Source organism: Acidovorax sp. 100 (assembly GCF_003688355.1).
Classification (GTDB): Bacteria; Pseudomonadota; Gammaproteobacteria; order Burkholderiales; family Burkholderiaceae_C; genus Acidovorax; species Acidovorax delafieldii.
The window spans coordinates 2,339,174-2,365,434 of the sequence record NZ_REFD01000001.1; the positions used below are offsets into that span (position 1 = coordinate 2,339,174).

Below are 26,261 nucleotides of genomic sequence, written 5' to 3' on the forward strand. Positions count from 1 at the left end.
GTATCACGCTGTAACAATTTCGCCAGTGTAGGGGATTGGCGCGGCGTGTGTGTCCCCTGTTTGCCCTGATCCGGGGGCGGTGTGGCGCGTTTTTTCGCGCCCTGCGATCCGAATTTGGTGGTAAGGCGGAACGCAGGCGACCCTGCGCGGGGATCTGCCAGTACGACTTAAGTCTGGCGGGGCGTGAGCATGGCCAGGTTGAGCAGTGCTGCTTCAATGGCTGCTGCAGTGGCCACGGGCTGCTCCATGGGAAACAGGTGGCTGCCGTCCAGCATCATGGTGCGGCCCTCGGTGACACGCAGCGTCATGGCCATGCCGACCTGTTTCATCTCTTCGGAATCGCGCCCGCCGATGAAGGCGGCCGGGCACTGCAGCGGGTGCTTGCTCAGCAGGCGGCCCAGGTTGTGTGGCAGGGTGTTGTAGATGGCGGTTTCCACCGCGCGGTCAAAGCCCAGCACCCGCTTGCCGTCCTGGTCTTGCAGGCCGTGGGTGATGTAATCGTGCAACACATCGGGGTGCCAGCGTGCAAAAGCCTTCTTCTTGCGAAAGTGCTCCAGCGCCTCTTCGTTGCTGGCCCAGCTGAACCGCCGCTGGCGGCTCACCCGGCCCGGCGATATCGAACCCACCACCTGGGTGCGCTTGGCCACGCTGACCACGTTGGCCTTCCAGCCGCCAATGAGGGGCGAGTCGATCAGCAGTACGCCGCGCACCAGTTCGGGGTGGCGGGCGGCGGCCATCACGCTCAAAAAGCCGCCCAGCGAATGACCCACCAGAAACACCGGCAGCCCCAGGCGCTGCACCTGCACCGTTGCAAAGTCGGCCAGCTGCTGCACCAGGTGTGGCCAGTTGCTGGTCACCGGGTACTGCGGGTCGTGGCCATAGCGTTCGACCGCGCTGACTTCAAAACCCCGGGTCTTGAGGTGCTTGAACAGCACGCGGTAGGTGCTGGCCGGAAAGCTGTTGGCGTGCGAGAAAACGATGGGGAGCATGGAGGGCATGGCGGGGTGGCAGGGCCGGGGTGCAGGCGCGCACGCGGCCAGGTGCCGTGGAGTGCGCTGGCCTGCAGGGCGTCAGATCAGCCGGTCGGTATGGTTGGTGATCTTCTTGAGTGGCTTGCTGCGCGCCGGGCTGACCATGATCGGCACCTCGGTAGCGCCGCCGGTCCAGGCGGGGTCTTCGATGCTGTCGAACACCTGGCGCAGCTTTTGTCCCCAGCTGTCGTGCAGCATCCGAAAGTACGGGTTGTTCTCGTCGATGCAGATGACCTTGTCGGTGGCAAAGCGGTCCACCTCGTACACCACCAGGTCCAGCGGCAGGCCCACCGACAGGTTGGACTTGAGCGTGCTGTCCATCGACACCAGCGCGCACTTGGCAGCCTCGTCCAGTGGGGTCTCGGGCGTGAGCACGCGGTCGAGCACGGGTTTGCCGTATTTGGATTCGCCAACCTGGAAGTATGGTGTTTCGGATGTGGCCTCGATGAAGTTGCCTGCCGAGTACACCTGGAACAGGCGCATGCCCTCGCCCTTGATCTGGCCGCCAAACACCATGGACACATTGAAGTCCACGCCCGAGCGCTTGAGCGCCGCGCCGTCGCGCTCGTGCACGTGGCGCACGGCGGCGCCCAGCACGCGGGCGGCGTCGAACATGCTTTTGGCATTCCAGATGGTGATGGCTTCGCCCGACTCGCCGTCCTTGATCTGTTCGGTCTGCAAGATCTCTCGCACCGATTGCGAGATGGACAGGTTGCCCGCCGACAGCAGCACCATGAAGCGGTCACCCGCCTTCTCATAGACCATCATCTTGCGAAATGAGCTGATCTGGTCCAGGCCGGCATTGGTGCGGGAATCGGACAGGAAAACCAGCCCGGCGTTGAGTTTGATGGCGACGCAGTACGTCATGGGAAGTGCAGCAAGAGAGAAAACCTGCGAGTGTAGTGTGCCGCTGCGCCGGGCTGGCGCAGCCACGGGGGCGCCGGATATGCCCAAAAGATCACGCCGCGTGCCGCAGAGTGCTTTTCGGGATGCATGCTCCTGCCAATAATCTGCCTGACATCGGGCGGATCACCCGAGCCACTGCAGCCACCACAGGAGAAGAATGTGAACCCGAACATGACTAAAGCCCCGAAAACCTTGCCATCCCGTGTGCTGAGGAAGCCCTGCGTTGCAATGGCGCTGACCGTCCTGGTCGCGCTATCGCCGGGCCTGGCGGCCGCGCAGGCGGCGGGCGGCGGCATTGCGGCCTATCCGGGGGCTAAGCAGGATGCCGCCGTGAGCGAATTCCTGCGCAGCCAGTTGGGGGTGGAAGGCGTGGCCTACCGCACGAACGACAGCCTGCAGAAAGTGGCCGCCTTCTACCAGCAGCAGCCGGGCATGAAGCCCATGGGCGACGCGACCAAGGAATCGGCCGCATTCGCGGCCGGCTGCAAGGAGGAGTTCAACGCCGTGCTGAAGAAAAAAATGAGCACTGGCTGCACCCACCACGTCACGGTGCAGAACCCCTGGATGGATATGAAGACGGGCAAGATGGTGGCAGACACACTGGTGTCCGTGGTCAAGCAATAACGGGTGTGCGCTGGGCCGGCCTGTGCCCGTGGGGAACGGGTCAGCCTGCCATCTTCTTGAGCTGGTACAGCGCATCCAGCGCTTCGCGCGGGCTCAGAGCGTCGGGGTTGATGCCTGCCAGCGCGGCCTCGAGAGGGCTGGCGCCCGCGCTCTCGGGCACCTCGGGCGCGGCGAACAGGTCCACCTGCAATTCATCTTCACCCGCCCGCTCTTCCAGCGCCGCCAGCGCATGCCTTGCGTGGTGCAGCACGGGCGACGGCATGCCCGCCAGCTTGGCCACCTGAATCCCGTAGCTGCGGCTGGCCGGTCCGGGCTGGATCTCGTGCAGGAACACGATGTCGGTGCCGCTCTCGGTGGCGCTCACATGCATGTTGATGGCGTGGCGCGCCTTGGCGGGCAGGTCTGTCAACTCGAAATAGTGCGTGGCAAACAGCGTGAAGGCGCGGGTCTTGTCGTGCAGGTGCGTGGCAATGCCGCTGGCCAGGGCCAGCCCGTCAAACGTGCTGGTGCCCCGGCCGATCTCGTCCATCAGCACCAGGCTGTGCGGCGTAGCGGCATGCAATATCTGCGCGGCCTCGGTCATCTCCAGCATGAAGGTGGATTGCGCGTTGGCGAGGTCGTCGGCTGCCCCGATGCGGGTGTGGATGGCGTCAATGGGCCCCAGGCGGCAACTGGCGGCGGGCACATGGCTGCCCATGCTGGCCAGCAGCACGATGAGCGCGACCTGCCGCATGTAGGTCGATTTACCGCCCATGTTGGGGCCGGTGATGACCTGCATGCGCGTGTTGGCGTTCAGGCGCGTGTGGTTGGCGATGAAGCTGCCGCTCGATGTCTCGGCCAGCCGGGCTTCGACCACGGGGTGGCGGCCGCCTTCGATCTCGATGCAGGGTTCGGGTACAAACTGCGGCGCGCACCAGTTCAGCGTGAGCGAGCGTTCGGCCAACGCGCACAGCACGTCCAGCGTGGCCAGCGCCTGCGCCAGGCGGGTGAGGGCGGGCACGTGGGGCTGGAGCTGGTCGAGGATCTGCTCGTACAACCACTTTTCGCGGGCCAGGGCCCGCTCGTTGGCCGACAGGGCCTTGTCCTCGAAGGTTTTCAGCTCGGGTGTGATGAAGCGCTCGGCGTTCTTCAGCGTCTGGCGGCGGCGGTAGTCGTCGGGTACGCGGTCGAGGTGGCTGCCGGTCACTTCAATGTAGAAACCATGCACCTTGTTGAATTGCACGCGCAGGTTGGGGATGCCTGTGCGGGCTTTTTCGCGCGTTTCGAGGTCCAGCAGAAAGGCGTCGCAGTTGGTCTGGATGGCACGCAGTTCCTCCAGCTCGGTGTCGAAGCCGTTGGCGATCACACCGCCGTCGCGCACCAGGGCGGCGGGCTCCTCGGCAATGGCGGCCTGCAGCAGGCCGGTGCAGCCCTCGGGCGGCTGCAGATGGCCAAAAATTTGAATCAAATAAGGCTCCAGCGCCTGTCCATTAAGCGCTAGTAGCTCTGCTTTTTGTAGCGTTTTGCCCAGTCCCACCAATTCGCGCGGGCGCACCTGGCGCAGGGCGATGCGGGCGGTGATGCGTTCCACATCGCTCACGCCCTTGAGTTCGCTGCGCAGCGTCGCCCAGGGGCCACTGCCACCACCCGCGCCACCCGCACCGCGCAGGGCCGTGGTGGCCGACAGGCGCTGGCGCGCCTCGGCGCGGTCGCGCTGGGGCTCCAGAAGCCAGGTCTTGAGCAGGCGGCTGCCCATGCCGGTCATGCAGGTGTCGAGCAGCGAAAAGAGGGTGGGTGCGTCGTCGCCGCGCAGGGTCTTGACCAGCTCCAGGTTGCGGCGCGTGGTGGCGGGCAGGTCGATGAGGTCGTCGTTGCGCTGCACCTGCACGCTGTGCACGTGGGTGAGGGTGCGGCCCTGCGTGTGCTCGGCGTAGGTCAGCAGCCCGGCGGCGGCGGCGTGGGCCTCGCCCAGGTCTTGCGCGCCCCAGGCCTGCAGGCTAGCGGCGCCCAGGTTTTCGAGCAGTTTGCGTTCGCCCAGGGCGCTGTCGAACTGCCAGTCGGGCCGGGGGCTCATGGGGCAGGTGAAGGCGCCGCCCTGGCGCAGCACCTGCAGTTGCTGCTCGAAGCGTTCGGTCACCCCCGCGCTGTAGATCAGCTCGCTGGGCGCCACGCGGGCCAACCAGGCGCCGAGTTCATCGTGCGCGCATTCGGCCAGGAAGACGCGGCCCTGCGTCACGCTCAGCCAGGCCAGGCCGCAGCGCGCGCGGGGCGCCTGGTGCACGGCCATTAGCAGCGATTCGGATTTGTCGGACAGCAGTTCGGTATCGGTCAGCGTGCCGGGTGTGACCACGCGCACCACCTTGCGCTCCACGGGGCCTTTGGTCGCACCGACCTCGCCCACCTGCTCGGCAATGGCCACCGACTCGCCCATCTTGATGAGGCGGGCCAGGTAGTTTTCCAGCGCATGGAACGGCACGCCCGCCATCAGCACGGGCTGGCCGCCCGACTGGCCGCGCTGGGTGAGCGTGATGTCGAGCAGACGCGACGCCTTTTCTGCGTCCTGCCAGAAGACCTCGTAGAAGTCGCCCATGCGGTAGAACAGAAGCGTCTCGGGGTACCCGGCCTTGAGGGCCAGGTACTGCTGCATCATGGGTGTGTGGTGTTCGAGCGTGTCGGACATGCAGGGGTGGCGGGAATGAGGCGTGGACTGTAGCAGTTTGGTCATCGGGTTTCCCCCTGGGCAATTCCACTGCGTTCTGCCAAGATGTTACGTTTTGACATACTCTTGGCTGTATGCTGGCAGCTTGACCCTGAACGGAGCCACCCTCCGTCGAGAGTTGGTGTTTCAACCCCAGGATTCAGAGGCTTCAGAGCGACCGTGATTTCGTCCGAACTGTTGACCGACCTCCTCGCCCCTACCGGGGAAGGCCTCATTGAGCCCATGGCGCAGGCGCGCCTTCAAGCGCTGGTGGACGCGGTGCCGGTGGCGCTCATGGAGTTTCGTCTGCAAGACGGCCGCCTGCTGCTGCTGGCCGCCAACGCTGCGGCACGGCGAATGCCAGGGCTGGGAGCGGTACGGCATCCGGGCGTGGATGCGTCCGAGGTGTTTGACCTGCTGGCCAACACGCCGCTGCTGGACCAGTTGCTCGGCGTGGTGCGCGTGGGGGCTCCGCTGGAGTGCCGCCAGGTGGTGCGCGAGCCCGGTCGGCTGTTGCTGGCCTGGGACTTGTCGGCCCGCCGCGTGACCAATGACTGCATCGTGGTCACGGTGCGCGATGCCTCTGAAGCCGAGAATTTGCGGGTATCACTGGCCGCATCCGAGCGTGCGCTGGAAGAAGTGCGGCGCGAGTTGCGCGAGCAGACCGACGTTTTCAACACCATGGAGAGCCTGGCGCGCACCGGCCACTGGCGGCGCATTGAAGACCCAGGCGAAACCGTGCTGCTCTGGTCGCCAGGGCTGTGCAACATCGCCGGGTTTGAGCAGCAGGAATGGGTGGACCCCGAGCGCGCGGTGAGTGGCATCCTGCCGGAAGACCGGCATGTGTTCGACAAGATCCGAGAACGGGGATCTGGCCTGGATGTGGAGTACCGCTGGCGCCGGCCAGATGGCGAGGTGCGCTGGATGCGTTCGCGGGTTCAACGCACGCTGCCGCGCGATGGCGTGCAGGTCGTCATGGGGGTGGTGCAGGATGTGACGGACGAGCACCGCGCTGCGGAGCAATTGCGCGAGCAACTCTTGTTCATTCAGCGCATTGCCAGCCGCATCCCCGGCTTCATCTACGAATACCGGCTGCATACCGATGGTGGCACCAGCGTGCAGTACATCAGCGATGCCGTGCGCGAATTCATGGGCGTGGAGCCACACGAGGTCACGGCCGACCACGGCGTGCTCATGCACCGCGTGGTGCCTGAAGACCTGCCGCTGGTGCAGCGCTCGGCCATGATGTCGGTGCGCAAGCTGGTGCCCTGGCAGTGCGAATACCGTGTGCGGATGAATGACGGGAGCGTGCGCTGGCACATGACCAACGCCATTCCACACCGCGAGGCCGATGGCTCGGTGGTGTCCCATGGCTTCACCATGGACATCACAGACCGCAAGCTGGCCGAACAAGAGATCGAACGCCTGGCGTTCTACGACGCGCTCACGGGTCTGCCCAACCGCCGCCTGCTGCTGGACCGCCTGCAACGCTCCATCGCCGCCTGCCAGCGCACCAGGAACCTCGGGGCCCTGCTGTTCATCGACCTCGATAACTTCAAAGACCTCAACGACACCCTGGGCCACGACATGGGCGACCAGCTCCTGGCCCAGGTCGCCGCCCGCCTGGTGGGCAGCGTGCGCGAAGCCGACACCGTGGCCCGCTTCGGCGGCGACGAATTCGTCGTCATGCTCGAAGCCCTGGCCCCCGACCTGCAAAACGCCGCCACCCAGGCAGAAACCGTCGCCGAAAAACTCCTGGCCAGCCTGAACCAGCCCTTTGACCTGGACGGCGCCCAGCACTACAGCACCCCCAGCATCGGCATCACCCTCTTTGGCGACGAACGCCTCACCGTGGACGAACTCCTCAAGCGCGCCGACCTGGCCATGTACCAGGCCAAAGCCGCAGGACGCAACACCCAGCGCTTCTTCGACCCCGACATGCAGGCGGCCGTCAACGCCCGCTCCAACCTCGAAGCCGACCTGCGCCAGGGCCTGGCCCGGGGCGAATTGCTCGTGCACTACCAGCCCGTCGTGGACCACCACGCCCGCCTGCTGGGCGCAGAAGCCCTGGTGCGCTGGCGCCACCCCCAGCGCGGCATGATCAGCCCCGGCGACTTCATCCCCCTGGCAGAACAGACCGGCCTCATCCTCCCCCTGGGCGAATACGTGCTCCAGACCGCCTGTGAACAACTGCAGCGCTGGAGCCAACACCCGGACACCGCCCACCTGTCCATCTCCGTCAACGTCAGCGCCCGTCAATTCCGGCAACCCGGCTTCGTGGCCGAAGTGCTGCAAACCTTGAAGAACCACAACGCAGACCCCCGGCAACTCAAGCTCGAACTCACCGAAAGCCTGCTGCTGGGCGACATCGAAGACACCATCGCGCGCATGGTGCAGCTCAAGAGCGAAGGCGTGGGTTTTGCGCTCGATGACTTTGGCACTGGCTATTCCAGCCTGAGTTACCTCAAGCGCCTGCCGCTGGACCAGGTGAAGATCGACCAGAGCTTCGTGCGGGACGTGCTGACGGACCCGAACGACGCGGCGATCGTGCGGACGATCCTGGCGCTGGCCAAGAGCCTGGATTTGGAGGTGGTGGCGGAGGGGGTGGAGACGACGGGGCAGCTGTCGTTCCTGAGGCTGCACGGGTGCGAGGGGTTCCAGGGGTATCTGTTTGGAAGGCCGGGGCCAGCGGAGGCTATCGATGCATTGCTGTATCCAGCTGGTTGACGGTACGTCTGCGGTGTGGCTGGCCTGCGTGGCAAGGGCGTAGGCATGTGGTTTGACAAGCTTGTGGACCGTAACGCCCCCGGCATCCGTGGCCTGCTGCTGGTGGTGGCCCTGGCATTGATCGGCGCAGTGATGGTGGTGCAGGGTGCACAGCACTGGCGTGCGGGCGAGCGGGCGACCGAGCGTTCACGCGTGTTGCACCAGACGGCAGATGCCCTGCAAGCCCAGACCACTGGCGGCTCCATGCTCGGGGCGGTGTCGCTGATGGGCCTGAGCGAGCCTTTGCTCAAGGACATGGCGCTGGGCCGTTTGCCCCCTGACCACCCCGAGGCACTGTCCCGCCTGGCCGTGGCGCGCGGGCGCTTTCTGGTGCAAGGCGTGTACGTAATGTCTGCCGATGGCACCGTGGTAGCGCACGAGACGCCTGGCGAACGATCCACGGGCCTGAACCTTGCATTCCGCCCGTACTTCCAGCAGGCCATCCAGGGCGCCAACAGTGTGTATGCCGCCATTGGCAGCAATACCCAGGAGCGTGGGCTGTACTACGCAGCGCCACTCTATGAAAGCGACACGCCATCGAGCAACATCATCGGTGTGGTGATGTTCAAGGTGGGTTTTGAGCCGGTGGACCTGCTGCTCAAGCGCGCGGGCCTGCCCATGGTGCTGCTGTCGCCGCAGGGCGTGGCGTTTGCCGCCACGCGCCCCGAATGGCAGTTCGCGGTGGCGCCGCCGCTCACGCAGGCGCGTATCGATGCCATCCGCGCCACACGCCAGTTCGGCCGGCATTTCGACAATGGCGTGGCTTCGGCGTTGCCCTTTGCGGCCGATACCGGAGATGTCCAGATCAACGGCGTGACCTACGCTGTCGAACGCCGGGCCATTGACTGGCACGACCCGGGGGGCGAGTGGCAGCTGGTGGCGCTGGACGATATCAGCGCCTTGATGTCGTCGACGCAGCGCGCGCGCATTGGGGCGGTGGCCTTTGTGCTGCTGTGCCTGCTGGGCCTGCTGCTGCTGGACTTGCTGCGCAGTCGTGCCCGGGTGGCCAGTGCACTGGAGCGGTTCAGGGTGCTGGGTACGGCGCTGGAGAGCAGCCCGGTGTCCGTGGTCATCACCGATGGCGACGGCCGCATCGACTGGGTCAACCCCCAGTATGAGCGCAACACGGGCTATTCGCTGGACGAGGTGCGTGGCAAAAAGCCATCGCTGGTCGCCAGTGGACAGACGCCCGCGCAGACCTACCAGCTGATGTGGTCCGCGCTGCTGTCGGGGAAGTCCTGGCAGGGCCAGTTCGTCAACCGGCGCAAGGACGGGAGCATCTACCACGACGAGGCCACGCTATCGCCCGTGTTTGATGGGCGGGGCAAGCGCATCGGCATCGTGGGCCTTCACGAGGACGTGTCCGAACGCATCCAGGCGCAAAAGGAGCTGGAGCGTCGCGAACGCCTGCTCAACGAACTGCTGGAGCAGCAAACTGCCATCTTCGACAACGCACCGCCCATCGTGATGGTGTGCGACGGACAGTTCCGCCAGTTCAACCCGGCGTTTGTGGATCTCATGGGTGGTACCGCATCACAGCTGCTGGGTCTGGGGGTGTCGGTGCTGTTTGGCGGGACGGGCCATGCCGACCTGTTCACTGCCCGCGTCACGCCGGCACTGGCCTCGGGCCAGGCCTTGCGCGAGACCGCTACCCTGTGCAGGCTGGATGGCAGCCAGTTCGAGGCGCGCCTGGCGGGCCGCAGCGTCAAGATGGACGACTTTGGCACCGCCTCGATCTGGGTCATTGAAGATGTCAGCGAGCAGCGGCGTGCCGAGCGCGTGATCCAGCAGGCCCAGGAACGCCTGGAGCTGGCGCAGGAAGCGGGCAAGATCGGGGTGTTCGACCTGAACCTGGTCACCGGCGAGATCCTTTGGTCGGACAAGCTGGCCCAGATGATGGGCCTGCCCCCCGGAACCCAGCCTGATGGGCGCGACTTCTGGCTCAACTGCCTGCACCCGGAAGACCGCGACCAGGCAAGCGCTTATTTCGACAGTTGCCTTGCAGGCACCGAGGACTACCTGCGCGACTCCTGGCGCATCGTGCGCCCCGATGGCGAGGTGCGCTGGTTTCTGGAGGCCGCGCGCATCTTCCGCAACGCCCAGGGCCAGCCGGTGCGGGTGGTGGGCGTCAATGTGGACATCCACGACCAGAAGCTCCTGGAGGAGCAGGTGGCCGGGCAGCTCGATTTCCAGCAGGCGTTGATCGACGCCATCCCGGTGCCCCTTTTCTACAAGGGCGCGGACGGGCGCTACATCGGCGTGAACCGTGCTTATGAGCACGCCTTTGGCGTTTCGCGCGAGGCGCTCATCGGCAAGACGGTGATGGATCTGGACTATCTGCCGCAGGAGACCCGCACGCGCTTCGAGCAGGACGCGATACAGGCCATGGAGGGCGAGCGCAAGGTGCACCGCGAGGTCGATTTGCCTTATGCCGACGGCGAGCTGCACCATACGCTGTTCTGGCTGCATGGCTTTGCGCGCCCCGATGGCACACCCGGCGGCACCATTGGTACGTTCGTGGACATCACCGACCGCCAGCGTGCTGAACAGGAGCTGCGCCGTGCCAAGGAGTTGGCCGAGGAGTCCACCGCGCTCAAGTCCAACTTCCTGGCCAACATGAGCCACGAGATCCGCACACCCATGAACGCGATCATCGGCATGTCGCACCTGGCACTCAAGTCGGGCCTGAGTCCACGCCAGCACGATTACGTGAGCAAGATCCAGCAGGCGGGCCAGCACCTGCTGGGGGTCATCAATGACATCCTGGACTTCTCCAAGATCGAGGCGGGCAAGCTGGTGGTGGAGCGTCAGCCGTTTCTGCTCGACCGCATGCTGGAGAGCGTGTCCGATGTGGTGGGCTACAAGGCCGGAGCCAAGGGGCTGGAGCTGGTCTGCGATGTAGCCAGCGATGTGCCCCCTAACCTCGTGGGCGATGCGCTGCGCCTGGGCCAGATCCTCATCAACTACGCCAACAACGCCATCAAGTTCACCGAATCCGGAGAGATCAGCATTGCCGTGCGCTTGCTGGAGGAGATGGGCAACCAGGTCCGGCTGCGTTTCGAGGTGCGCGACACCGGCATCGGGCTCACGGACGAGCAGATGGGGCGCTTGTTCCAGAGCTTCCAGCAAGCCGACACCTCGACCACGCGCCGTTATGGTGGCACGGGCCTGGGGCTGGCGATCTGCAAGAGCCTGGCAGAGCTGATGGGCGGAGAGGTGGGCGTGGAGAGCCGTTTCGGCAAGGGCTCCACCTTCTGGGTGTCGGTGCCGCTGGAGCGTGGTGCAGCGGCGCGTGTGCTGCTACCTCCGCCCGACCTGCGGGGCACCCGGGTGCTGGTGGTGGACGACAACCATACCGCTGCCACGGTGCTGTCCGACATGCTGCAGGCGATGGGCTTTGTGGTGGAGCAGGCGCATTCGGGCCTGGAGGCGCTGGACCGGCTGCGCGAGTCCATGGCACAGCACCAGACGTTTGGCCTGTTGCTGCTGGACTGGCACATGCCAGGCATGGACGGCGTGGAGCTGGCGGGCCACATTCGCAGCCTGGGCATGCCCAAGGTGCCGCAGATGCTGATGGTCACGGCCTACGGGCGCGAGGACGTGATGCGGGCCGCGCGTGCGCAGGGCATCGAAACCGTGCTCATCAAGCCCGTGAATGCCTCGCTGCTGTTCGACACCCTGATGCAGCCGCTGGAGGCATCGGGCACGGAGGGGCGCCGTGCGGCCACTCCCGCCCCCGCTGCTGACGAGCTGCCGCTGGACATCCGGGGCGCCAGCGTGCTGCTGGTCGAGGACAACGAACTCAACCAGATGGTGGCCATGGAGCTGCTGCTTGACGCGGGCTTTGCCGTCGACGTGGCCGAGAACGGGCAGATCGCCATCGACCACATCGAGCGCAAGCACTACGACGCCGTGCTGATGGACATGCAGATGCCCATCATGGATGGCGAGACGGCCACACGACTGCTGCGCGGCAACCCGCGCTACGCGCAGTTGCCCATCATCGCCATGACGGCCAACGCCATGGAGGCGGACCGCCAGCGCTGCTTTGCGGCGGGCATGAACGACCATGTTGCCAAGCCCATCGAACCTGCGGCCCTGTGGGCCGCGCTGGCACGCTGGATCCGCCCCCGCCAGGGTCTCGGTGCGGCGGTTGTGCCCGCTCGCAGCAGTGCGGCTCCAGTGGCCGCGCCGGTAGCGGCCACCAGTGCAGCGGCCGCAGGGTGGCTGCCGGTGGATGTCCCTGATCTGCCGGGGCTGGACACCCAACTGGGCCTGCAGCGCGCGTTGGGCAAGACAGGGCTGTACGCCGAGATGCTGCGCCGCTTTGTGCAAGGGCAGGCTCCGGTGTTGCCAGAGCTGCAGCGTGCGCTGGCGGTGCACGATGTCGCACTGGCCGAACGCCTGGCCCACACGCTGCGGTCAGTGGCAGCCAATATTGGCGCACAGGCCGTGTCGGACCGCGCGCAGGCGCTGGAGCACGCGCTGCGCTTTCGCCATGGCAACGAGGCCATCGTGCCGCTGCTGGCTGAGCTGCGGGCTGCGCTGCAGCCCTTGCTGCACGGGCTGCAGGACTGGGTGCTGCAGGCCGTGCAGGCGGGAACGACACCTGAATCAGGTTTGGCGCCCACTGCGAGGGCGCCGGGGGCCGGCATGACGCCCGCCGAGGCAGGGCAGCACTTGCGCCACCTGCTGGAGCAGGACGATCCTGCAGCCACTGAATTTTTCCAACACAATGGTGTGGTGCTCAAGGCGGCGCTGGGCAGCGCCTTCCAGGTCGTTGAAAAGCACACCCTGAATTTCGATTTCGAGCAGGCGCTGGAAGCCCTGGCTGCGGTGCCAGGCTCTGAATCTCCGGCCCTCGAAACCCCATGAACGGCATTCACGCAGGACATTTGCATGGACAACGCGCCTTTTGCCTCCAGCCCGGCGACCTTGGTTGACAAGCCGATTGCCACCGTGCTCGTGGTGGACGACACGCCCGAGAACCTCACGCTCATGGGCAGCCTGCTGCGCGAGCACTATCTGGTGAAGGTGGCCAACCATGGAGAGAAGGCCCTCAAGATTGCCCAGTCGGCCACGCCGCCCGATCTGATCCTGCTGGACATCATGATGCCCGAGGTGGATGGCTACGAGGTCTGTCGTCGCCTCAAGGAGGCGCCTGCCACCCGCGACATCCCGGTGATCTTCCTGACGGCGCGTTCCGACACCGACGACGAGCGCATGGGACTGGCCCTGGGTGCTGTGGACTACATCACCAAACCCATCAGTCCGCCGATCCTGCTCGCGCGCGTCAACACGCACTTGGCGCTCAAGGCCACGGCCGATTTTCTGCGCGACAAAAGCGCCTACCTGGAGCGGGAGGTCGCCATGCGCACGCTGGAGGTGCAGGCCATCCAGGACGTGACCATCATGGCCATGACCTCCCTGGCCGAAACGCGCGACAACGAGACCGGCAACCACATCCGCCGCACCCAGTTGTATGTGAAGACCCTGGCCGAGCGCCTGCGCCACCACCCGCGTTTTGAGCATGTGCTGAATGACCGCATGATCGAGCTGCTGTACAAGTCGGCCCCGTTGCACGACATCGGCAAGATCGGCATCCCCGACAGCATTCTGCTCAAGCCCGGCAAGCTCACGGTGGAGGAGTTCGAGGTGATGAAGACCCACACCACGCTGGGCCGCAATGCCATTGACGAGGCCGAGCGGCGCCTGGGCATGCGCGTGGCCTTTTTGAGCGTGTCCAAGGAGATCGCCTACAGCCACCAGGAGAAGTGGGACGGCTCTGGCTACCCGCAGGGCCTGGCGGGCGACGCCATCCCGGTGTCGGCGCGCCTGATGGCGGTGGCCGATGTGTACGACGCGCTCATCAGCAAACGCGTGTACAAGCCTGCGTTTTCGCACGACCAGGCCTGTAACACCATCGTGCGGGGCAAGGGCACGCACTTTGACCCCGACATGGTGGACGCGTTTGTGGACATTGCAGAAGACTTCCGCAGCATCGCGCAGAAGTATCCCGACCCGGCGTAGCGGACAACCCCCTGAGCGACTTCGTCGCTTCCCCCTTCTCTCGCATTGCTGCGCAATGCGGGAAGGGGAACGCAGCCAGCGCGGCGGGGCGGCCCTTGCGCCGCTGCACTCGTGTATGCCCCGCCCGCTGCACGGTCCAGCTACGAGACCCGCCTAGGGCACATCGTGCCCAGGCTTCATGGCTGCGTGCGGGAATGGATTTAGAAGGGCGCGTCTTCGCCCTTGGCGGCGTCGGCCTTCGGGGCTGCTGGTTCTGCTGCTTCCGCGCCTTCATTGGTGTCTTGGGTGTCGGTGGCAGGCGCATCAGCCGCAGCCGCCTGGCGCACAGCCGCCTTGTCGCCAGCACTCGCAAACTTGCTGTACTTGCCCAGGATCGGCACCAGCTGGCCGTAGATGCGGGGGTTGCCTGCCAGGCACTCCCGCTGCTCCAGAAATTCAGCCTCGCCCGTGAAGTTGCCCACCAGGCCGCCGGCCTCGGTCACCAGCAGCGAGCCCGCTGCCACGTCCCAGATCGACAGGCCCGTTTCAAAGAAGCCGTCGGTGAAGCCCGCAGCCACGTAGGCCAGGTCCAGAGCAGCGGCGCCGGGGCGGCGCAGGCCGGCGGTGCGCTGCATGACATCGGCCATCATGTTCAGGTAGCTCTTGAAGTTGTCGCCTGGGCGGAAGGGGAAGCCGGTGGAGATCAGGCAGTCCTTGAGCTGGGTGCGCTTGGAGACGCGGATGCGGCGCTCGTTGAGGTAGGCGCCGCGGCCCTTGGTGGCGGTGAACAGGTCGTTGCGGGTGGGGTCGTACACGACGGCCTGCTCGATCTTGCCCTTGACGGCCAGCGCGATGCTCACGCAGTACACAGGGAAGCCGTGGATGAAGTTGGTGGTGCCGTCCAGCGGGTCGATGATCCAGACAAATTCTGAATCCTTGGCGCCGTATTCCTTGCCCGACTCTTCAGCCAGGATGCCGTGGCCGGGGTAGGCCGTCAGCAGCGTCTCGATGATGATCTTTTCGGAGGCGTGATCCACCTCGGTCACAAAGTCGTTGATCTGCTTTTGCGAGATTCGCACCGATTCCACGTCCAGGGCCGCGCGGTTGATGATGGCGCCGGCGGCGCGTGCGGCCTTGATGGCCACGTTGAGCATGGGGTGCAGATTGGACGACATAAATTGTGGTGGTTGGCAGCGCGCGGCCAAGATGGCGCGGGCGTCTGCGTACAGGATGAGCGGGGAGGTCCGACCCGTCCCGGCGATGCGGGCGGCGACAATAGAGGGCGGGATTTTACCCGCAGTGCCCTTTTTTGCCTAACCGGCCGCTTTCCCCCCTCTCGCTCCGCCTGTCCATGAAGACCCGTTTTGTCCTGATCAACACCAGCCACGCCGGCAATGTGGGCGCCGCCGCCCGTGCCATGAAAACCATGGGGTTTGACGACCTGGTGCTGGTCGCTCCCCGCTGGGCTAACGTGCTCAGGCGCGAGGAAACCATCCAGCGCGCCAGCGGCGCCCTCGATGTGCTGAACAACGCACGCATCGTCGCCACGCTGGACGAGGCGCTCGACGGTATCAGCCACCTGTGCGCCACGGCCATGACGCCACGCGATTTTGGCCCCCCTACCGCAGCGCCGCGCACGCACTTTGAAGCGCTATTAAAAAGTGAGCTACTCAGGCATGAAACACTGGCACAAGAGGCCAAAACCCCTCAAAACGCAGCCGACGACACCGCTGCAGACCCAAGTGCAGCCCCACAGGCCGGTGTGGCCTTTCTCTTTGGCTCGGAGCGGTTTGGCATGACCAACGAGGATGTGTACCGCTGCCACGTGGCGCTGTCGATTCCCACCAACCCCGGCTTCGGCTCGCTCAACCTGGGGGCGGCCATCCAGGTGATCGCCTACGAGTGGCGCCAGGCGCTGGGCGGCTTTGCGGTGCAGGACGCCACCCCGCCGCGTGCGTTGGCCGACGCTGCCCAGGTGGCGGGCATGCTGGGCCATTGGGAGCAGGCGCTCACATCCATCGGTTTCCTGGACCCGGCCGCGCCCAAGAAGCTCATGCCCCGCCTTAACCAGCTTTTCAACCGCGCGCAGCTCAGCCCCGAGGAAATCCACATCTTGAGAGGTGTCGCCAAAGCCATGATCGAGACGGCGCAGGCGAAACGATAGACTGTGCAGCCCATTTACAAATAACCATAACAACCAATGCTCGCCCGCTTGCGCTCCGATATCCAGTGCATCCTCGACCGCGATCCTGCCGCGCGCAGCACGTGGGAGGTGATCACCTGTTATCCGGGCCTGCACGCGATCTGGCTGCACCGCCCCGCGCACTGGTGCTGGCACCACGGCCTTAAGTGGCTGGGGCGCTTCATCTCGCACTTTGCGCGCTGGTTCACCGGCATCGAGATCCATCCCGGCGCCAAGATCGGCGAGCGCGTGTTCTTCGACCACGCCATGGGCGTGGTGGTGGGCGAAACCGCCGAGATCGGCGATGGCTGCACCATCTATCAGGGCGTGACCCTGGGCGGTACCTCGCTCTACAAGGGCACCAAACGCCACCCCACGCTGGGCAAAGATGTGGTGGTGAGTGCAGGCGCCAAGGTGCTGGGCGGCTTTGAAGTGGGCGACGGCGCCAAGATCGGCAGCAATGCCGTGGTCATCAAACCCGTGCCCGCTGGCGCCACGGCCGTGGGCATCCCGGCACGCATCATTCCGTCCAAGGAAGGCCAGAGCGCCGACGTGACCGAACCCCAGCCATCGCGCAAATTCACGGCCTATGGCATCACGCAGGAGGACGATCCGCTCTCGCAGGCCATGCGTGGGCTGATCGACAACGCCTCGTCACAAGAGCACCAGATCGCGCTCTTGTGGCAGGCGATCGAAAAGCTCTCTGCCGCCAACCTGCAGGCCAAGGACTGCGTGCCCTGTGACGCGGCGATCAAGGAGCAGTTCGAGGCGGGCAAGCTCAACGAGCTGGTGGGCAAGTAGGCTTCCTGCCGTTGCGTGGGGGCACTGCGGGCTCAGTGCTTGCCAGGCTTGCTGCTCTTCTTTTCGTAGAAAGCCACGATGGGCGGATCAAACTTTGCGTGGTCCAGTTGCCACAGCCCCAGCGGTCCGTGCATCAGCGGAATGCGGTGTTCGCTGCCATCGGGCCATTGCTCCCAATAGTCCCGCATGCGCGGAAACTTCAGTGGCGGCAGGCCCTGCGCGGTGTCGATGGGCTCCAGCCGATAGGTGCCCGACAGGCGGTATGCGTGGTCTTCTGACACCGAGCCTGCCAGCATTTGGTCTACCCGCTTGAGCACCGGCAGGGCAGCCCCGGCCGATACGGCGCCCAGCATCAGGGCCAGCGCCATCGATTCGCGCGAGGGGATGCGCCCTGCAGCGAAGAAGCGGTAGCACAGTGCCACCAACGCTGCGATGCCCACCGACGCCACCAGCCAGGTCAGGGGCGAGCGCAGGATGCTGAAGAGCTGCGCATCCGTCAGCTCGTAGCCGGAGAACACAAAGCTGTCGAGCAGCGCAAACAGCATCAGGCCCAGGAACAGCACCGTCGCGCCTAGGCTGCGAGGGTTCTTCTCCAGTGCGAAATCGTGTGTGTTCTCTTCGTCCAGCGGATAGTCGGGGAACGCCGAGCGGAAGATGTCGCACAAGGCCTCGCGCGACGGCCCGGCGCTCCAGCCGGTATCGGCGGTGAACAGCACCTGGCCTTTGGGGGTGTCCAGCCGAGCCCAGTGGATGTTGCCCGTCTTGATGGATTGGTTGCCCAGCCACTCGACCTTCAGCCCCGATTTGGGCACCAACGACTCGAAAGCCTTGCCCGTCTTGGCCCAATGCCCCCGGATGCGGAATGCTTCTCCATCGTCGATCAGCACGCCCTTGGCTTCGAAAGCCATAAGCCGCATCCAGCGTCCAAAAAATGCGGGGCGGGCCAGGTTGATACGCCAGTAGTGCCGGCCCTTGAGGTCTTTCACCAGCGCATCCTGGCGCTGTTTCATGGCGCGTATGCGCACATACATCCACAAGGCCAGGGCGACTATCAGCAGATGGGGGAGGGCGAAGGCAAGGTACTTCATCGTCTGCGTGATGGGCGATGGGGGGAGCTTCCGCCCGTGGGCCAGCGCTGGCCCGCAGGCGGTTCAGGCGGTCTTGGGTCGGACAGCGTTTTTGGGCCGGAACGCCTTGCAGACCTCATCCCGCGTTTCCAGGTACGGCCCATCGATCAGGTCCACACAGTAAGGCACGGCGGCAAAGATGCCCGGCACGATCTGCTGGCCGTTGGCGTCCTTCAGCCCCTCCAGCGTCTCGGCAATCGCCTTCGGCTGACCAGGCAGATTAATGATCAGGCTCTGGTCTCGGATCACAGCGACCTGGCGCGAGAGGATGGCGGTAGGCACAAACTTCAGGCTGATCTGGCGCATCTGCTCGCCAAAGCCCGGCATCTCCTTGTGTGCCACGGCCAGCGTGGCCTCCGGCGTCACGTCGCGCAGCGCGGGGCCGGTGCCTCCGGTGGTCAGCACCAAGCTGCAGCCAGCGTCCACCAGCTCGATCAGCGTGGCGCTGATGCCGGCCTGCTCATCGGGGATCAGGCGAGGCTCGAAGGTGATGGGGTTGTGCAGCGCGCGCGTCAGCCAGTCCTGCAAGGCAGGCAGGCCCTTGTCTTCATAGACACCGGTGCTGGCGCGGTCGCTGATCGAGACGATGCCGATCTTGACGGCGTCGTGGACGGCTTCACTCATCGTCGTTGTCCTCGTCGGTGTCGCTGGCATCTGCCGTGCCGGTGCCGCCCAGGTGCTCGCGCACCAGTTGGAACAGCTCGCGGTATGCACGGCCCTTGCGGGGCGCCAGGCCTTGCGAGACCTGGACGTTGGCCTCCTTGCCCGCAGGCTGCGCATCCTTGCGGGCCTGGCGGATCAGCGCGCGCAGTTGCTGGGTGTCGGTGTCGGGATGCTCGGCCATCCAGGGGGCCAGTGCATCGTCGTCGGCAATCAGGCGGTCGCGCCATTGCTCGGCCAGATGCAGTTGCAGCTTTTCGGTGGCAGAGCCTTTGTGCTGTTCTTCCAGCGCCTGGCGGGCGGCCTGCACCAGCTCTGGTTCGAGCTTGCGCATGAGCTTGCCCACATACTGCATCTGGCGGCGCTTGCCTTCAAAGTTGGTGATGCGCTTGGCCTCGGCCAGCGCCTCCACCAGTTTGTCGGGCAGGCCCACGGCGTCGAACAGGTCGGCGCGCAGGTTCAAAAGCTCCTTGCCCAGGTCCTGCAGTTCGTCGCTCTCGCGCTTGAGATCGGTGCGGCTGGCATCGGGCGTGCCTTTGAGTTCGGCCTTGAGCTGAATGTCCAGTTCGCTGCCTTCGGCAACAAACTGGCCTCGCACAAAGTAGCCTTTTTTGGGTTTGCGTGACATGGGGTGGGGGCAAAGAGAGGCGGGCGCAGGGTGCGCCGCAGTGGCAAGTATCATAGCTGCCGCTATGAACAAACCCTCCAACCGCGCCCCGCGCACCCCCGGCGCGCTGGCTGCTGTGCCCGCAGCTGCCACCTCCCGCACCCCTGACAGCGGCTTCAGCTACAGCCGCCCGTTTTTTGAAGACCTGGTGGACCGCGCCCTGGCCCATGCCAAAAAGCTCGGTGCGACCGACGCGGGCGCCGAGGCGTCAGAGGGCTGTGGCCTGTCGGTCAGCGTGCGCAAGGGCGAGCTGGAGAATGTGGAGCGCAACCGCGACAAGTCGCTGGGCGTGACGGTCTACATCGGCCACCGCCGAGGCAACGCCAGCACGTCGGACTTTTCTACCAAGGCCATCGAGCAGACCGTGCAAGCGGCCTACGACATCGCCCGCTTCACGGCCGAAGACCCCGTGGCTGGCCTGCCCGATGCCGACGATATCGCGCCCCAGGAGACGCACCGCGACCTGCAACTCTTCCACCCCTGGGCCATCACCAGCGAAGAAGCCGCAGAGATGGCCAAGGCCTGCGAGGCCGCGGCTTTCAAGACGCATCGCCGCATCACCAACAGCGAAGGTGCTGGCGTGTCGGCCCAGCAAAGCCATTTCTTCAGCGCTCACACACGCGGCTTTCGCGGGGGCTATGCCAGCTCGCGCCACAGTTTCTCGGTGGCTCCCATCGCCTCGTTGCCCGGCAAGAACGCCGAAATGCAGCGCGACGCCTGGTACAGCTCGATGCGCAACGCAGCCGATCTGGCCTCGCCCGAGGCCGTGGGCCGCTACGCCGCGCAGCGTGCGCTGAGCCGCCTGGGCAGCCGCAAGATCCCTACCACGCAATGCCCCGTGCTGTTTGAGTCGACCCTGGCCGCTGGCCTGCTGGGCGGTTTTGTGCAGGCCATCAGTGGCGGCTCGCTGTACCGCAAGAGCAGCTTCTTGCTCGACTCGCTGGGCAAGATGGTCTTTCCCAAGCACATCGACATCCTGGAAGACCCCTTCATCCTGGGTGGCAAGGGCAGCTCGCCGTTTGACGAAGAAGGCGTGCGCGTGGCACCGCGCAAGGTGGTGCAGGGTGGTCGCGTGCAGGGCTACTTCCTGTCGAGCTACTCGGCCCGCAAGCTGGGCATGAAGACCACGGGCAACGCCGGAGGCTCGCACAACCTGGTGATGACATCGCGCCTCACGCAAGCCAGCGACAGCCTGGACGCCATGCTGCAAAAGCTGGGCACGGGCCTGTTTGTGGTGGAGCTGATGGGCCAGGGCGTGAACTACGTCACGGGCGACTATTCGCGCGGCGCGAGCGGCTTCTGGGTCGAGAACGGCAAGATCGCCTACCCAGTGCACGAGATCACCATTGCAGGCAACCTCAAGGACATGCTCAAGGGCATCGAGGCCGTGGGTGCCGATGCCTACAACTATGGTGCCAAGACGGTGGGTTCGATCCTGGTCAACCGCATGAAGGTGGCGGGCAGCTGATCTTCGTGCCCGCAGCAGGCGGATACCGCCAGTTGCTGTTGTGATGCGGGTTTTCTGCAACTCTCCCGCCCCAGGCCCTCGTGACTGCGAGGGCCTTTTTTCATGGAGGGTTTCGTCAGGTGGCACTGCGGGGCTTGGCCGCCCAGGTGTCTTTCTTCCCACGCATGCCCACGGGCAGCGCGAGTCCGACGCGGTGCCGGGACATCGCATCCCGGGGCTCAAGATGGGCCAGCATCAGAGAAGCTGCGTCGGCATAGGGAACGATCATCTGCGGCACCTTCGATGCGAACAGCAGCAGCATCAATGGGCTGGGTAGCCTGCCCGCAAAGGCTGGCACGGAGACCGGCAGCTGGTCCGCGGCGATGCGCAGCCGGGCGATCCCCAGCGCGGGTTGGTCGACCATCGGTCCCGGGCACAGCAGGCGCCAATCGAGGGACGAGGTGTTCAGGCGCTCAAAGTTCTTCTTGTGCGGCCAATAGGTGTCGCGCACCTTGGGCAGTTCAACACCCCGGCGGCCTGTCTGGCCGATGTCGAGCACCGCAGCGCCCCCTAGAAACCAGCAGGTTGGCCGCTCTGCGGGGGCCAGGGACTCCACGCTGGAAACAATGCGGTCCACAAGGTCGACAAACGCGCGACCTTCGGTGACCAGCCCCGCACAGTTGATCAACGCCTCGTGGCCCCGGATGATGTCTGCCAAGGCGCTGATTGCCACGGACCCCAGGTCCACCTGGTGCACCGTGATGCGTGATCGAAGGTCCTGGGGCAGCCGGGCAGGGTTGCGCACTAGCACTGACACCTGGTGGCCCGCCGCAACAGCTTGCTGCAGTACGTGGCGGCCGAGGGAGCCCGTGGCTCCCAGGATGAGAAGACGCTTCATGATGATTCGCGAGAGGATTGAGGAAAGGTCTGCCGATGGCCGGGTAGTCATCGACGGGCGATGCCGCGATGATTCCATGCCATCGTCTCTGCAGCACTAACGGCGGGTGAGGTCCATCGCGAAGACGGTGACTTTGTTCACAGTGCTTGTCTTTGCCTGCGGGTTCTCGCGGGTCTTGCCTGCCGCCGTACAGGTGGTGCAGGAACGCCGACGGACACGCGATATGCTGTGCCCACCATGCCTGTCGTGCCCTCGAAGCCCCCAGCCAACGGCCATACCGCTGACCCCATTGCGCCGCAAGACCCGGCCCTGTTGCGCCGTCTGCTGCGCGCCAAGGACCGCATGGACGCTGCGTCGCATGAGGCCTGGCCGGTGCAGCGGCTGGCCGAGGTCAGCGGCGTCTCCGACGCGCATTTCGCACGGTCCTTCCGGCAGGCGTTTGGCATCCCGCCCCACCGCTACCTGCTGACCCGCCGCATCGAACAGGCCACCACGCTGCTGCGCGACACGGACTTGCCCATCACCGAGATTGCGTTTGCCACCGGGTGGGAGAGCCTGGGCACCTTCGGCCGCACCTTTCGCGACATCACGGGGCAGAGCCCCAGTGCGGTGCGCCTTCAGGCCCAGGCCCGCTTGGAGCCACTGGACAAGGTGCCGGCCTGCGTATTGAAAGCCGCACAACGCCCTGACCTCACCACCGCAGTTTCGGAGAAGCGCCGCCGCCAGCCCGCAGGTACAAAGCCGACATCAGCAACAACCAAGGAGATCTGATGGCGAAGAACCAAGGCATTGGCGTGGTGGGCGTGTATGTGGACGATCAGGACGAAGCGCTCGCGTTCTATGTGGGCAAGCTCGGGTTTCAGGTGCACACGGATGTGCGCAATGGCCCCTACCGCTGGCTGACGGTGCAGCACCCCGACCAGCCGGGCTTTCAGTTGGGGTTGTTCAGGCCTGGCCCTCCCATCCACGACGAGGCCACGGCGCAAGCCCTGCGCGCCATGGTGGCCAAGGGCGCCATGCCGCCGCTGGTGTTGCATGTGTCGGACTGCCGCGGCACGTATACCCGGCTGCGCGACCTGGGCGTGGAGTTCACACAGGAGCCCGTGGACCGGTACGGCAACGTGGACGCGGGCTTCCGGGACCCGGCGGGCAACGGCTGGAAGATGATCCAGCTCGCCGCTGGAGGTGTGCAATGAGCGCCGGTGCGGGAATTCGGCGGTTCCATCGCTGGGTGTCGATGGCGTTCACGTTGGCCGTCATCGCCAATTTTTTGGCTCGCGCCCAGGGTGCAGGCAACCCGCCGGACTGGGTCACGTACGCGCCCCTGCCGCCGCTGGCACTGCTGCTGTTGACGGGGTTGTACCTGTTCGTGCAACCCTACCTGCAGCGGCTTGCTGTCCGGTCTTCTGTTCGGCCTGCCCCGGGCGCCCAGGGCTTGCCGCCCGCGTGACGGCGCGCGGTGTGTACCGCCATCACTCTGCGAAATCTGCAAAGTCCGCCAGCAACTCCAGCACGCCCTCCACGGCGGGCGAGGGCGGTGGCTGGTGGCGGTGCGCCACGGCCATGGGGCGCATGAGCGGCGGTTGCAGCGGGCGGATCTGTACATCGGGCGTGCCCTGCAGGTCCTCCACCTCCTCCATCGGTAGCAGTGCGGCGCATTGGCTGGCCACGGCCAGGCTTTTGAGGGCGCCAGGGTAGCTCAGCGCCAGAAACGGGCGCGGATGGTGCCCAGCCTGACCAAACCAGTTGGCAATCAATCCGTGCATCTGCGTGGCGGGCGCAAACGATGCCCAGCGTCGGCTGGCCAGCCAGTCGGGGCCGACGTGGTCTGGCGCGTCCCACGCGGCGGGCAGCAGGGCCACCATGGGGTCGTTGCGCCAGGGGGTCTGGCGCACCTCTGCCAGCGGCGGCTGGGGGCTGGCGACGATGGCAATGTCCAGCGTACCGGCCTTGAGCCGCTGCATCGACTCGGCCGAGCCCACTGCCTCCAGGCGGATTTCAACCCCGGGGCTGCGTGCCGCCAGCGCCTCCAGCATGCGTGGCAGCAACCGGGTGCTGACACCCGCCGACACTCCCACCCGCACCATGCCTTCGCGGCCCGATGCGTGGCGCCGCACGCGTTCCACCAGGTCATCGCTGGCCAGCAACAGCTGGCGGCCTTCGCGCACCAGCACCTCGCCAGCGGGGGTGAGGTCGGCCTGCCGCCGTCCGCGCACCACCAGCTCGGCGCCCAGGCGCGATTCCAGTTCCTTGATGTGCATGCTCACCGTGGGCGGCGCGAGGTGCAACGCCTGCGCGGCGGCCGCAAAGGTGCCCAGGTCGGTGATGGCGATCAGGGTTTGCAACTGGTCGAGATTGAGGTTACGCATCAGCTTTTATGAAGTGAATCGTCATTGAATTCAACTTTACAGATGGTAAGCCAAGCCCGAGCATGCGGGCCATGTTGCATCCCACCCGTTTGGACCCCGAAAGCACGACCCGCCAATCCCAGGCCTGCCAGCCGCCGGGGGTTGTGCCAGGGCACCCGGCCCGTGGGGGCCGATGGCCCCGGCGGATGCGGCGTCTGGGCGGGCGGTGGCTGCGGGCGCTGGGTGCCGCCCTCGCGCGGGCGGAAAAACACATCAGCGAGAATTTCCGGGTGCCGCCCCATGGGGGGTGACGGGGGCGGGCCTCCTCACTGCCTGCACTGGTGAGGCGGAGGGGATCGGCCTACACTGCACCACCGGTCAGGCGGCCCGGACCGGGGCCTGGTGTGCACCAGGGGGCTGCAAGGCCCGGGGCCGGATTGAGCGAAAGGACCTGGTATGTTGTCCGATGCTTCCGTAACCACCATGCTGCCTGTGATGGACATGGACATGGACCGCGCCCGCGCCTTCTACGAGGGTTGCCTGGGGCTCAAGCCCGGCGGGTTCCGGCCCGATGGCAAGTTTGTCTATGCGGTGGGGGGCAGCACGCTGGCGCTGTTCCCCAAGCCGGAAGGCACCAAGGCCGACCACACGGCCATCAGCTTTCAGGTGGCCGACATGGCCGCCACCATCGAGGCACTGAAACGCGCGAAGGTGGTCTTCGAGGACTACGACTTCCCGGGCCTCAAGACCGTCAATCACGTGTGTGTGCTGGGCGCCGAGAAGGCTGCGTGGTTCAAGGACACCGAGGGCAACTACCTCTGTCTGCACGAGGACATTGCCACATAACCCTTTTTTTCAAGCAAAAAGGCCGTTACCGCTTGGTGGGTATACCTTTTAAGCTATAAAAAACAGGAGCATTTTTGACGAGGGCCGTGGCTCATTGCCCAGCCACCCGCGCCGCAATCGCCTCGCCCACCTGCGTGGTGCAGGCCGTGCCGCTCAGGTCCGGCGTGCGCGGCCCGCTTTTGATCACTTCTTCGATGGCGTTGACGATGGCATCGTGCGCTGCCCGTCCTGCGCCCTGACCCTGGGTGAGGAAGTCCAGCATCAGCGCCCCCGACCAGATCATCGCAATCGGGTTGGCGATGTTTTGGCCATAGATGTCGGGTGCCGAGCCGTGCACGGGCTCGAACAGGCTGGGGAACGTGCGCTCGGGGTTCAGGTTGGCCGAGGGCGCTAGGCCAATGGTGCCGGTGGTGGCCGGGCCCAGGTCGCTCAAGATGTCGCCAAACAGGTTGGTGGCGGCCACCACGTCAAAGCGCCCAGGCTGCAGCACAAAGCGGGCGGTGAGGATGTCGATGTGCTGCTTGTCCAGCGTGACCTCGGGGTAGGCCTGGGCCACGTCGTCGGCACGCTGGTCCCACCAGGGCATGCTGATGGCGATGCCGTTGCTTTTGGTGGCCAGGGTGACGTGCTTTTTGGGGCGGCTTTGCGCCAGGTCGAACGCGAACTTCAGCAGGCGGTGGGCGCCGTGGCGGGAGTAGACGGATTCCTGGATCACGATCTCGCGGTCGGTGCCCTCGTACATGAGGCCGCCCAGTGACGTGTACTCCCCCTCAGTGTTCTCGCGCACCACGCAGTAGTCGATGTCGCCGGGTTGGCGGCCCGCCAAGGGGCAGGGTACGCCTTCGAACAGGCGCACCGGGCGCAGGTTGATGTACTGGTCGAACTCGCGGCGGAACTTGAGCAGCGAACCCCACAGCGACACATGGTCCGGCACGGTGGCGGGCCAGCCCACGGCACCGAAGAAGATAGCGTCCATCCCCGCCAGCTGCGCCTTCCAGTCGTCGGGCATCATTTTTCCATGGGCGGCGTAGTAGTCGCAGCTGGCCCAGTCGATGGCAGTGGTTTCGAGTGCAATGCCAAAACGCGCTGCGGCGGCTTGCACCACGCGCAGGCCTTCTGGCAGCACCTCCTTGCCAATGCCGTCTCCGGCGATGAGGGCGATGCGGTAGGTTTTGGGGGCAGTGGAGGAGGTCATCAAGCGGTCCTTGCAATGGCTTCGAGGGTGCGGCTGAAGGGCGCAGCCAGCGGCATTGCCTGCATTGTTCCCAACGC

General features: G+C 65.6%; 21 protein-coding genes. 11 read left to right on the top strand and 10 right to left on the bottom strand.

What is annotated here, in order from left to right; translation table 11 throughout:
- Nucleotides 1-167: 167 nt before the first annotated feature.
- Together C8C96_RS10850 and C8C96_RS10855 are read right to left on the bottom strand one after the other, a co-directional pair.
- Nucleotides 168-989: an alpha/beta fold hydrolase gene (locus tag C8C96_RS10850; protein ID WP_121943973.1), complete on the bottom strand. Its 822-nt coding sequence runs from the start codon at nucleotides 987-989 to the stop codon at nucleotides 168-170.
- Between the two features lie 81 nt (nucleotides 990-1,070).
- Complete coding sequence (locus tag C8C96_RS10855) at nucleotides 1,071-1,898, bottom strand: proteasome-type protease (RefSeq protein WP_056067065.1); 828 nt, start codon at nucleotides 1,896-1,898, stop codon at nucleotides 1,071-1,073.
- 198 nt (nucleotides 1,899-2,096) lie between these two features.
- Between C8C96_RS10855 and C8C96_RS10860 the strand changes: the two genes are divergently transcribed.
- A complete protein-coding gene (locus C8C96_RS10860) occupies nucleotides 2,097-2,561 on the top strand; it encodes a hypothetical protein (RefSeq protein WP_147455662.1) in 465 nt (154 codons plus the stop codon).
- 40 nt (nucleotides 2,562-2,601) lie between these two features.
- Here C8C96_RS10860 and mutS read toward each other — a convergent pair whose 3' ends face one another.
- Entirely contained in the window at nucleotides 2,602-5,220 is a 2,619-nt protein-coding gene (gene mutS, locus C8C96_RS10865) for a DNA mismatch repair protein MutS (RefSeq protein WP_121943974.1), read from the bottom strand.
- 198 nt (nucleotides 5,221-5,418) lie between these two features.
- On the opposite strand from mutS, the gene C8C96_RS10870 reads away from it, so the two are divergent.
- The 3 genes from C8C96_RS10870 to C8C96_RS10880 are packed head-to-tail and all read left to right on the top strand — an operon-like array spanning nucleotide 5,419 to nucleotide 14,034.
- Entirely contained in the window at nucleotides 5,419-7,965 is a 2,547-nt protein-coding gene (locus C8C96_RS10870; RefSeq protein ID WP_233584216.1) for a bifunctional diguanylate cyclase/phosphodiesterase, read from the top strand.
- Between the two features lie 45 nt (nucleotides 7,966-8,010).
- Nucleotides 8,011-12,879, top strand: coding sequence for a PAS domain S-box protein (locus C8C96_RS10875; protein ID WP_121942320.1), 4,869 nt, complete (start codon nucleotides 8,011-8,013; stop codon nucleotides 12,877-12,879).
- 24 nt (nucleotides 12,880-12,903) lie between these two features.
- On the top strand, nucleotides 12,904-14,034 hold the full coding sequence (locus C8C96_RS10880) for a two-component system response regulator (protein WP_121942321.1): 1,131 nt from the start codon (nucleotides 12,904-12,906) through the stop codon (nucleotides 14,032-14,034).
- 200 nt (nucleotides 14,035-14,234) lie between these two features.
- On the opposite strand, the gene C8C96_RS10890 is transcribed toward C8C96_RS10880, so the two are convergent.
- Nucleotides 14,235-15,188 carry an inositol monophosphatase family protein gene (locus tag C8C96_RS10890; RefSeq protein ID WP_121942323.1) on the bottom strand — a complete coding sequence of 318 codons (954 nt, stop codon included), beginning with the start codon at nucleotides 15,186-15,188 and terminating at the stop codon, nucleotides 14,235-14,237.
- 176 nt (nucleotides 15,189-15,364) lie between these two features.
- On the opposite strand from C8C96_RS10890, the gene C8C96_RS10895 reads away from it, so the two are divergent.
- Nucleotides 15,365-16,177: an RNA methyltransferase gene (locus C8C96_RS10895; RefSeq protein WP_121942324.1), complete on the top strand. Its 813-nt coding sequence runs from the start codon at nucleotides 15,365-15,367 to the stop codon at nucleotides 16,175-16,177.
- A gap of 36 nt (nucleotides 16,178-16,213) precedes the next feature.
- Entirely contained in the window at nucleotides 16,214-16,996 is a 783-nt protein-coding gene (gene cysE / locus C8C96_RS10900) for a serine O-acetyltransferase (RefSeq protein WP_056058188.1), read from the top strand.
- Nucleotides 16,997-17,028: 32 nt separating this feature from the next.
- Here cysE and C8C96_RS10905 read toward each other — a convergent pair whose 3' ends face one another.
- The 3 genes from C8C96_RS10905 to yjgA form a co-directional block, all read right to left on the bottom strand.
- Nucleotides 17,029-18,084, bottom strand: coding sequence for a hypothetical protein (locus C8C96_RS10905; protein WP_121942325.1), 1,056 nt, complete (start codon nucleotides 18,082-18,084; stop codon nucleotides 17,029-17,031).
- Between the two features lie 63 nt (nucleotides 18,085-18,147).
- Nucleotides 18,148-18,747: a molybdopterin adenylyltransferase gene (gene mog, locus C8C96_RS10910; protein ID WP_121942326.1), complete on the bottom strand. Its 600-nt coding sequence runs from the start codon at nucleotides 18,745-18,747 to the stop codon at nucleotides 18,148-18,150.
- Nucleotides 18,740-19,411 carry a ribosome biogenesis factor YjgA gene (gene yjgA, locus C8C96_RS10915; protein WP_099730855.1) on the bottom strand — a complete coding sequence of 224 codons (672 nt, stop codon included), beginning with the start codon at nucleotides 19,409-19,411 and terminating at the stop codon, nucleotides 18,740-18,742. Before yjgA ends, mog begins: the two co-directional genes overlap by 8 nt.
- A 64-nt stretch (nucleotides 19,412-19,475) precedes the next feature.
- Here yjgA and pmbA point away from each other — a divergent pair, with 64 nt between their 5' ends.
- Nucleotides 19,476-20,918: a metalloprotease PmbA gene (gene pmbA / locus C8C96_RS10920; protein ID WP_121942327.1), complete on the top strand. Its 1,443-nt coding sequence runs from the start codon at nucleotides 19,476-19,478 to the stop codon at nucleotides 20,916-20,918.
- Nucleotides 20,919-21,033: 115 nt separating this feature from the next.
- Here the strand turns inward: pmbA and C8C96_RS10925 are convergent, their stop codons facing one another.
- Nucleotides 21,034-21,795 carry an NAD(P)-dependent oxidoreductase gene (locus tag C8C96_RS10925; RefSeq protein ID WP_056058204.1) on the bottom strand — a complete coding sequence of 254 codons (762 nt, stop codon included), beginning with the start codon at nucleotides 21,793-21,795 and terminating at the stop codon, nucleotides 21,034-21,036.
- 237 nt (nucleotides 21,796-22,032) lie between these two features.
- On the opposite strand from C8C96_RS10925, the gene C8C96_RS10930 reads away from it, so the two are divergent.
- The 3 genes from C8C96_RS10930 to C8C96_RS10940 are packed head-to-tail and all read left to right on the top strand — an operon-like array spanning nucleotide 22,033 to nucleotide 23,245.
- A complete protein-coding gene (locus C8C96_RS10930) occupies nucleotides 22,033-22,566 on the top strand; it encodes a helix-turn-helix domain-containing protein (protein ID WP_121943976.1) in 534 nt (177 codons plus the stop codon).
- The gene (locus C8C96_RS10935; RefSeq protein WP_121942328.1) at nucleotides 22,566-22,991 is read left to right on the top strand and encodes a VOC family protein; all 426 of its coding nucleotides are present in this window, start codon (nucleotides 22,566-22,568) and stop codon (nucleotides 22,989-22,991) included. The genes C8C96_RS10930 and C8C96_RS10935 overlap by 1 nt, the downstream gene beginning before the upstream one ends.
- Nucleotides 22,988-23,245, top strand: coding sequence for a hypothetical protein (locus C8C96_RS10940; RefSeq protein WP_121942329.1), 258 nt, complete (start codon nucleotides 22,988-22,990; stop codon nucleotides 23,243-23,245). The genes C8C96_RS10935 and C8C96_RS10940 overlap by 4 nt, the downstream gene beginning before the upstream one ends.
- Before the next feature lie 22 nt (nucleotides 23,246-23,267).
- Here the strand turns inward: C8C96_RS10940 and C8C96_RS10945 are convergent, their stop codons facing one another.
- Complete coding sequence (locus C8C96_RS10945; protein WP_121942330.1) at nucleotides 23,268-24,164, bottom strand: LysR family transcriptional regulator; 897 nt, start codon at nucleotides 24,162-24,164, stop codon at nucleotides 23,268-23,270.
- A gap of 435 nt (nucleotides 24,165-24,599) precedes the next feature.
- On the opposite strand from C8C96_RS10945, the gene C8C96_RS10950 reads away from it, so the two are divergent.
- Nucleotides 24,600-24,989 (top strand): VOC family protein, encoded by a 390-nt coding sequence (locus C8C96_RS10950; protein WP_121942331.1) that lies wholly within the window; start codon nucleotides 24,600-24,602, stop codon nucleotides 24,987-24,989.
- A gap of 91 nt (nucleotides 24,990-25,080) precedes the next feature.
- Here the strand turns inward: C8C96_RS10950 and C8C96_RS10955 are convergent, their stop codons facing one another.
- On the bottom strand, nucleotides 25,081-26,184 hold the full coding sequence (locus C8C96_RS10955; protein ID WP_121942332.1) for a tartrate dehydrogenase: 1,104 nt from the start codon (nucleotides 26,182-26,184) through the stop codon (nucleotides 25,081-25,083).
- Nucleotides 26,185-26,261 lie beyond the last annotated feature (77 nt).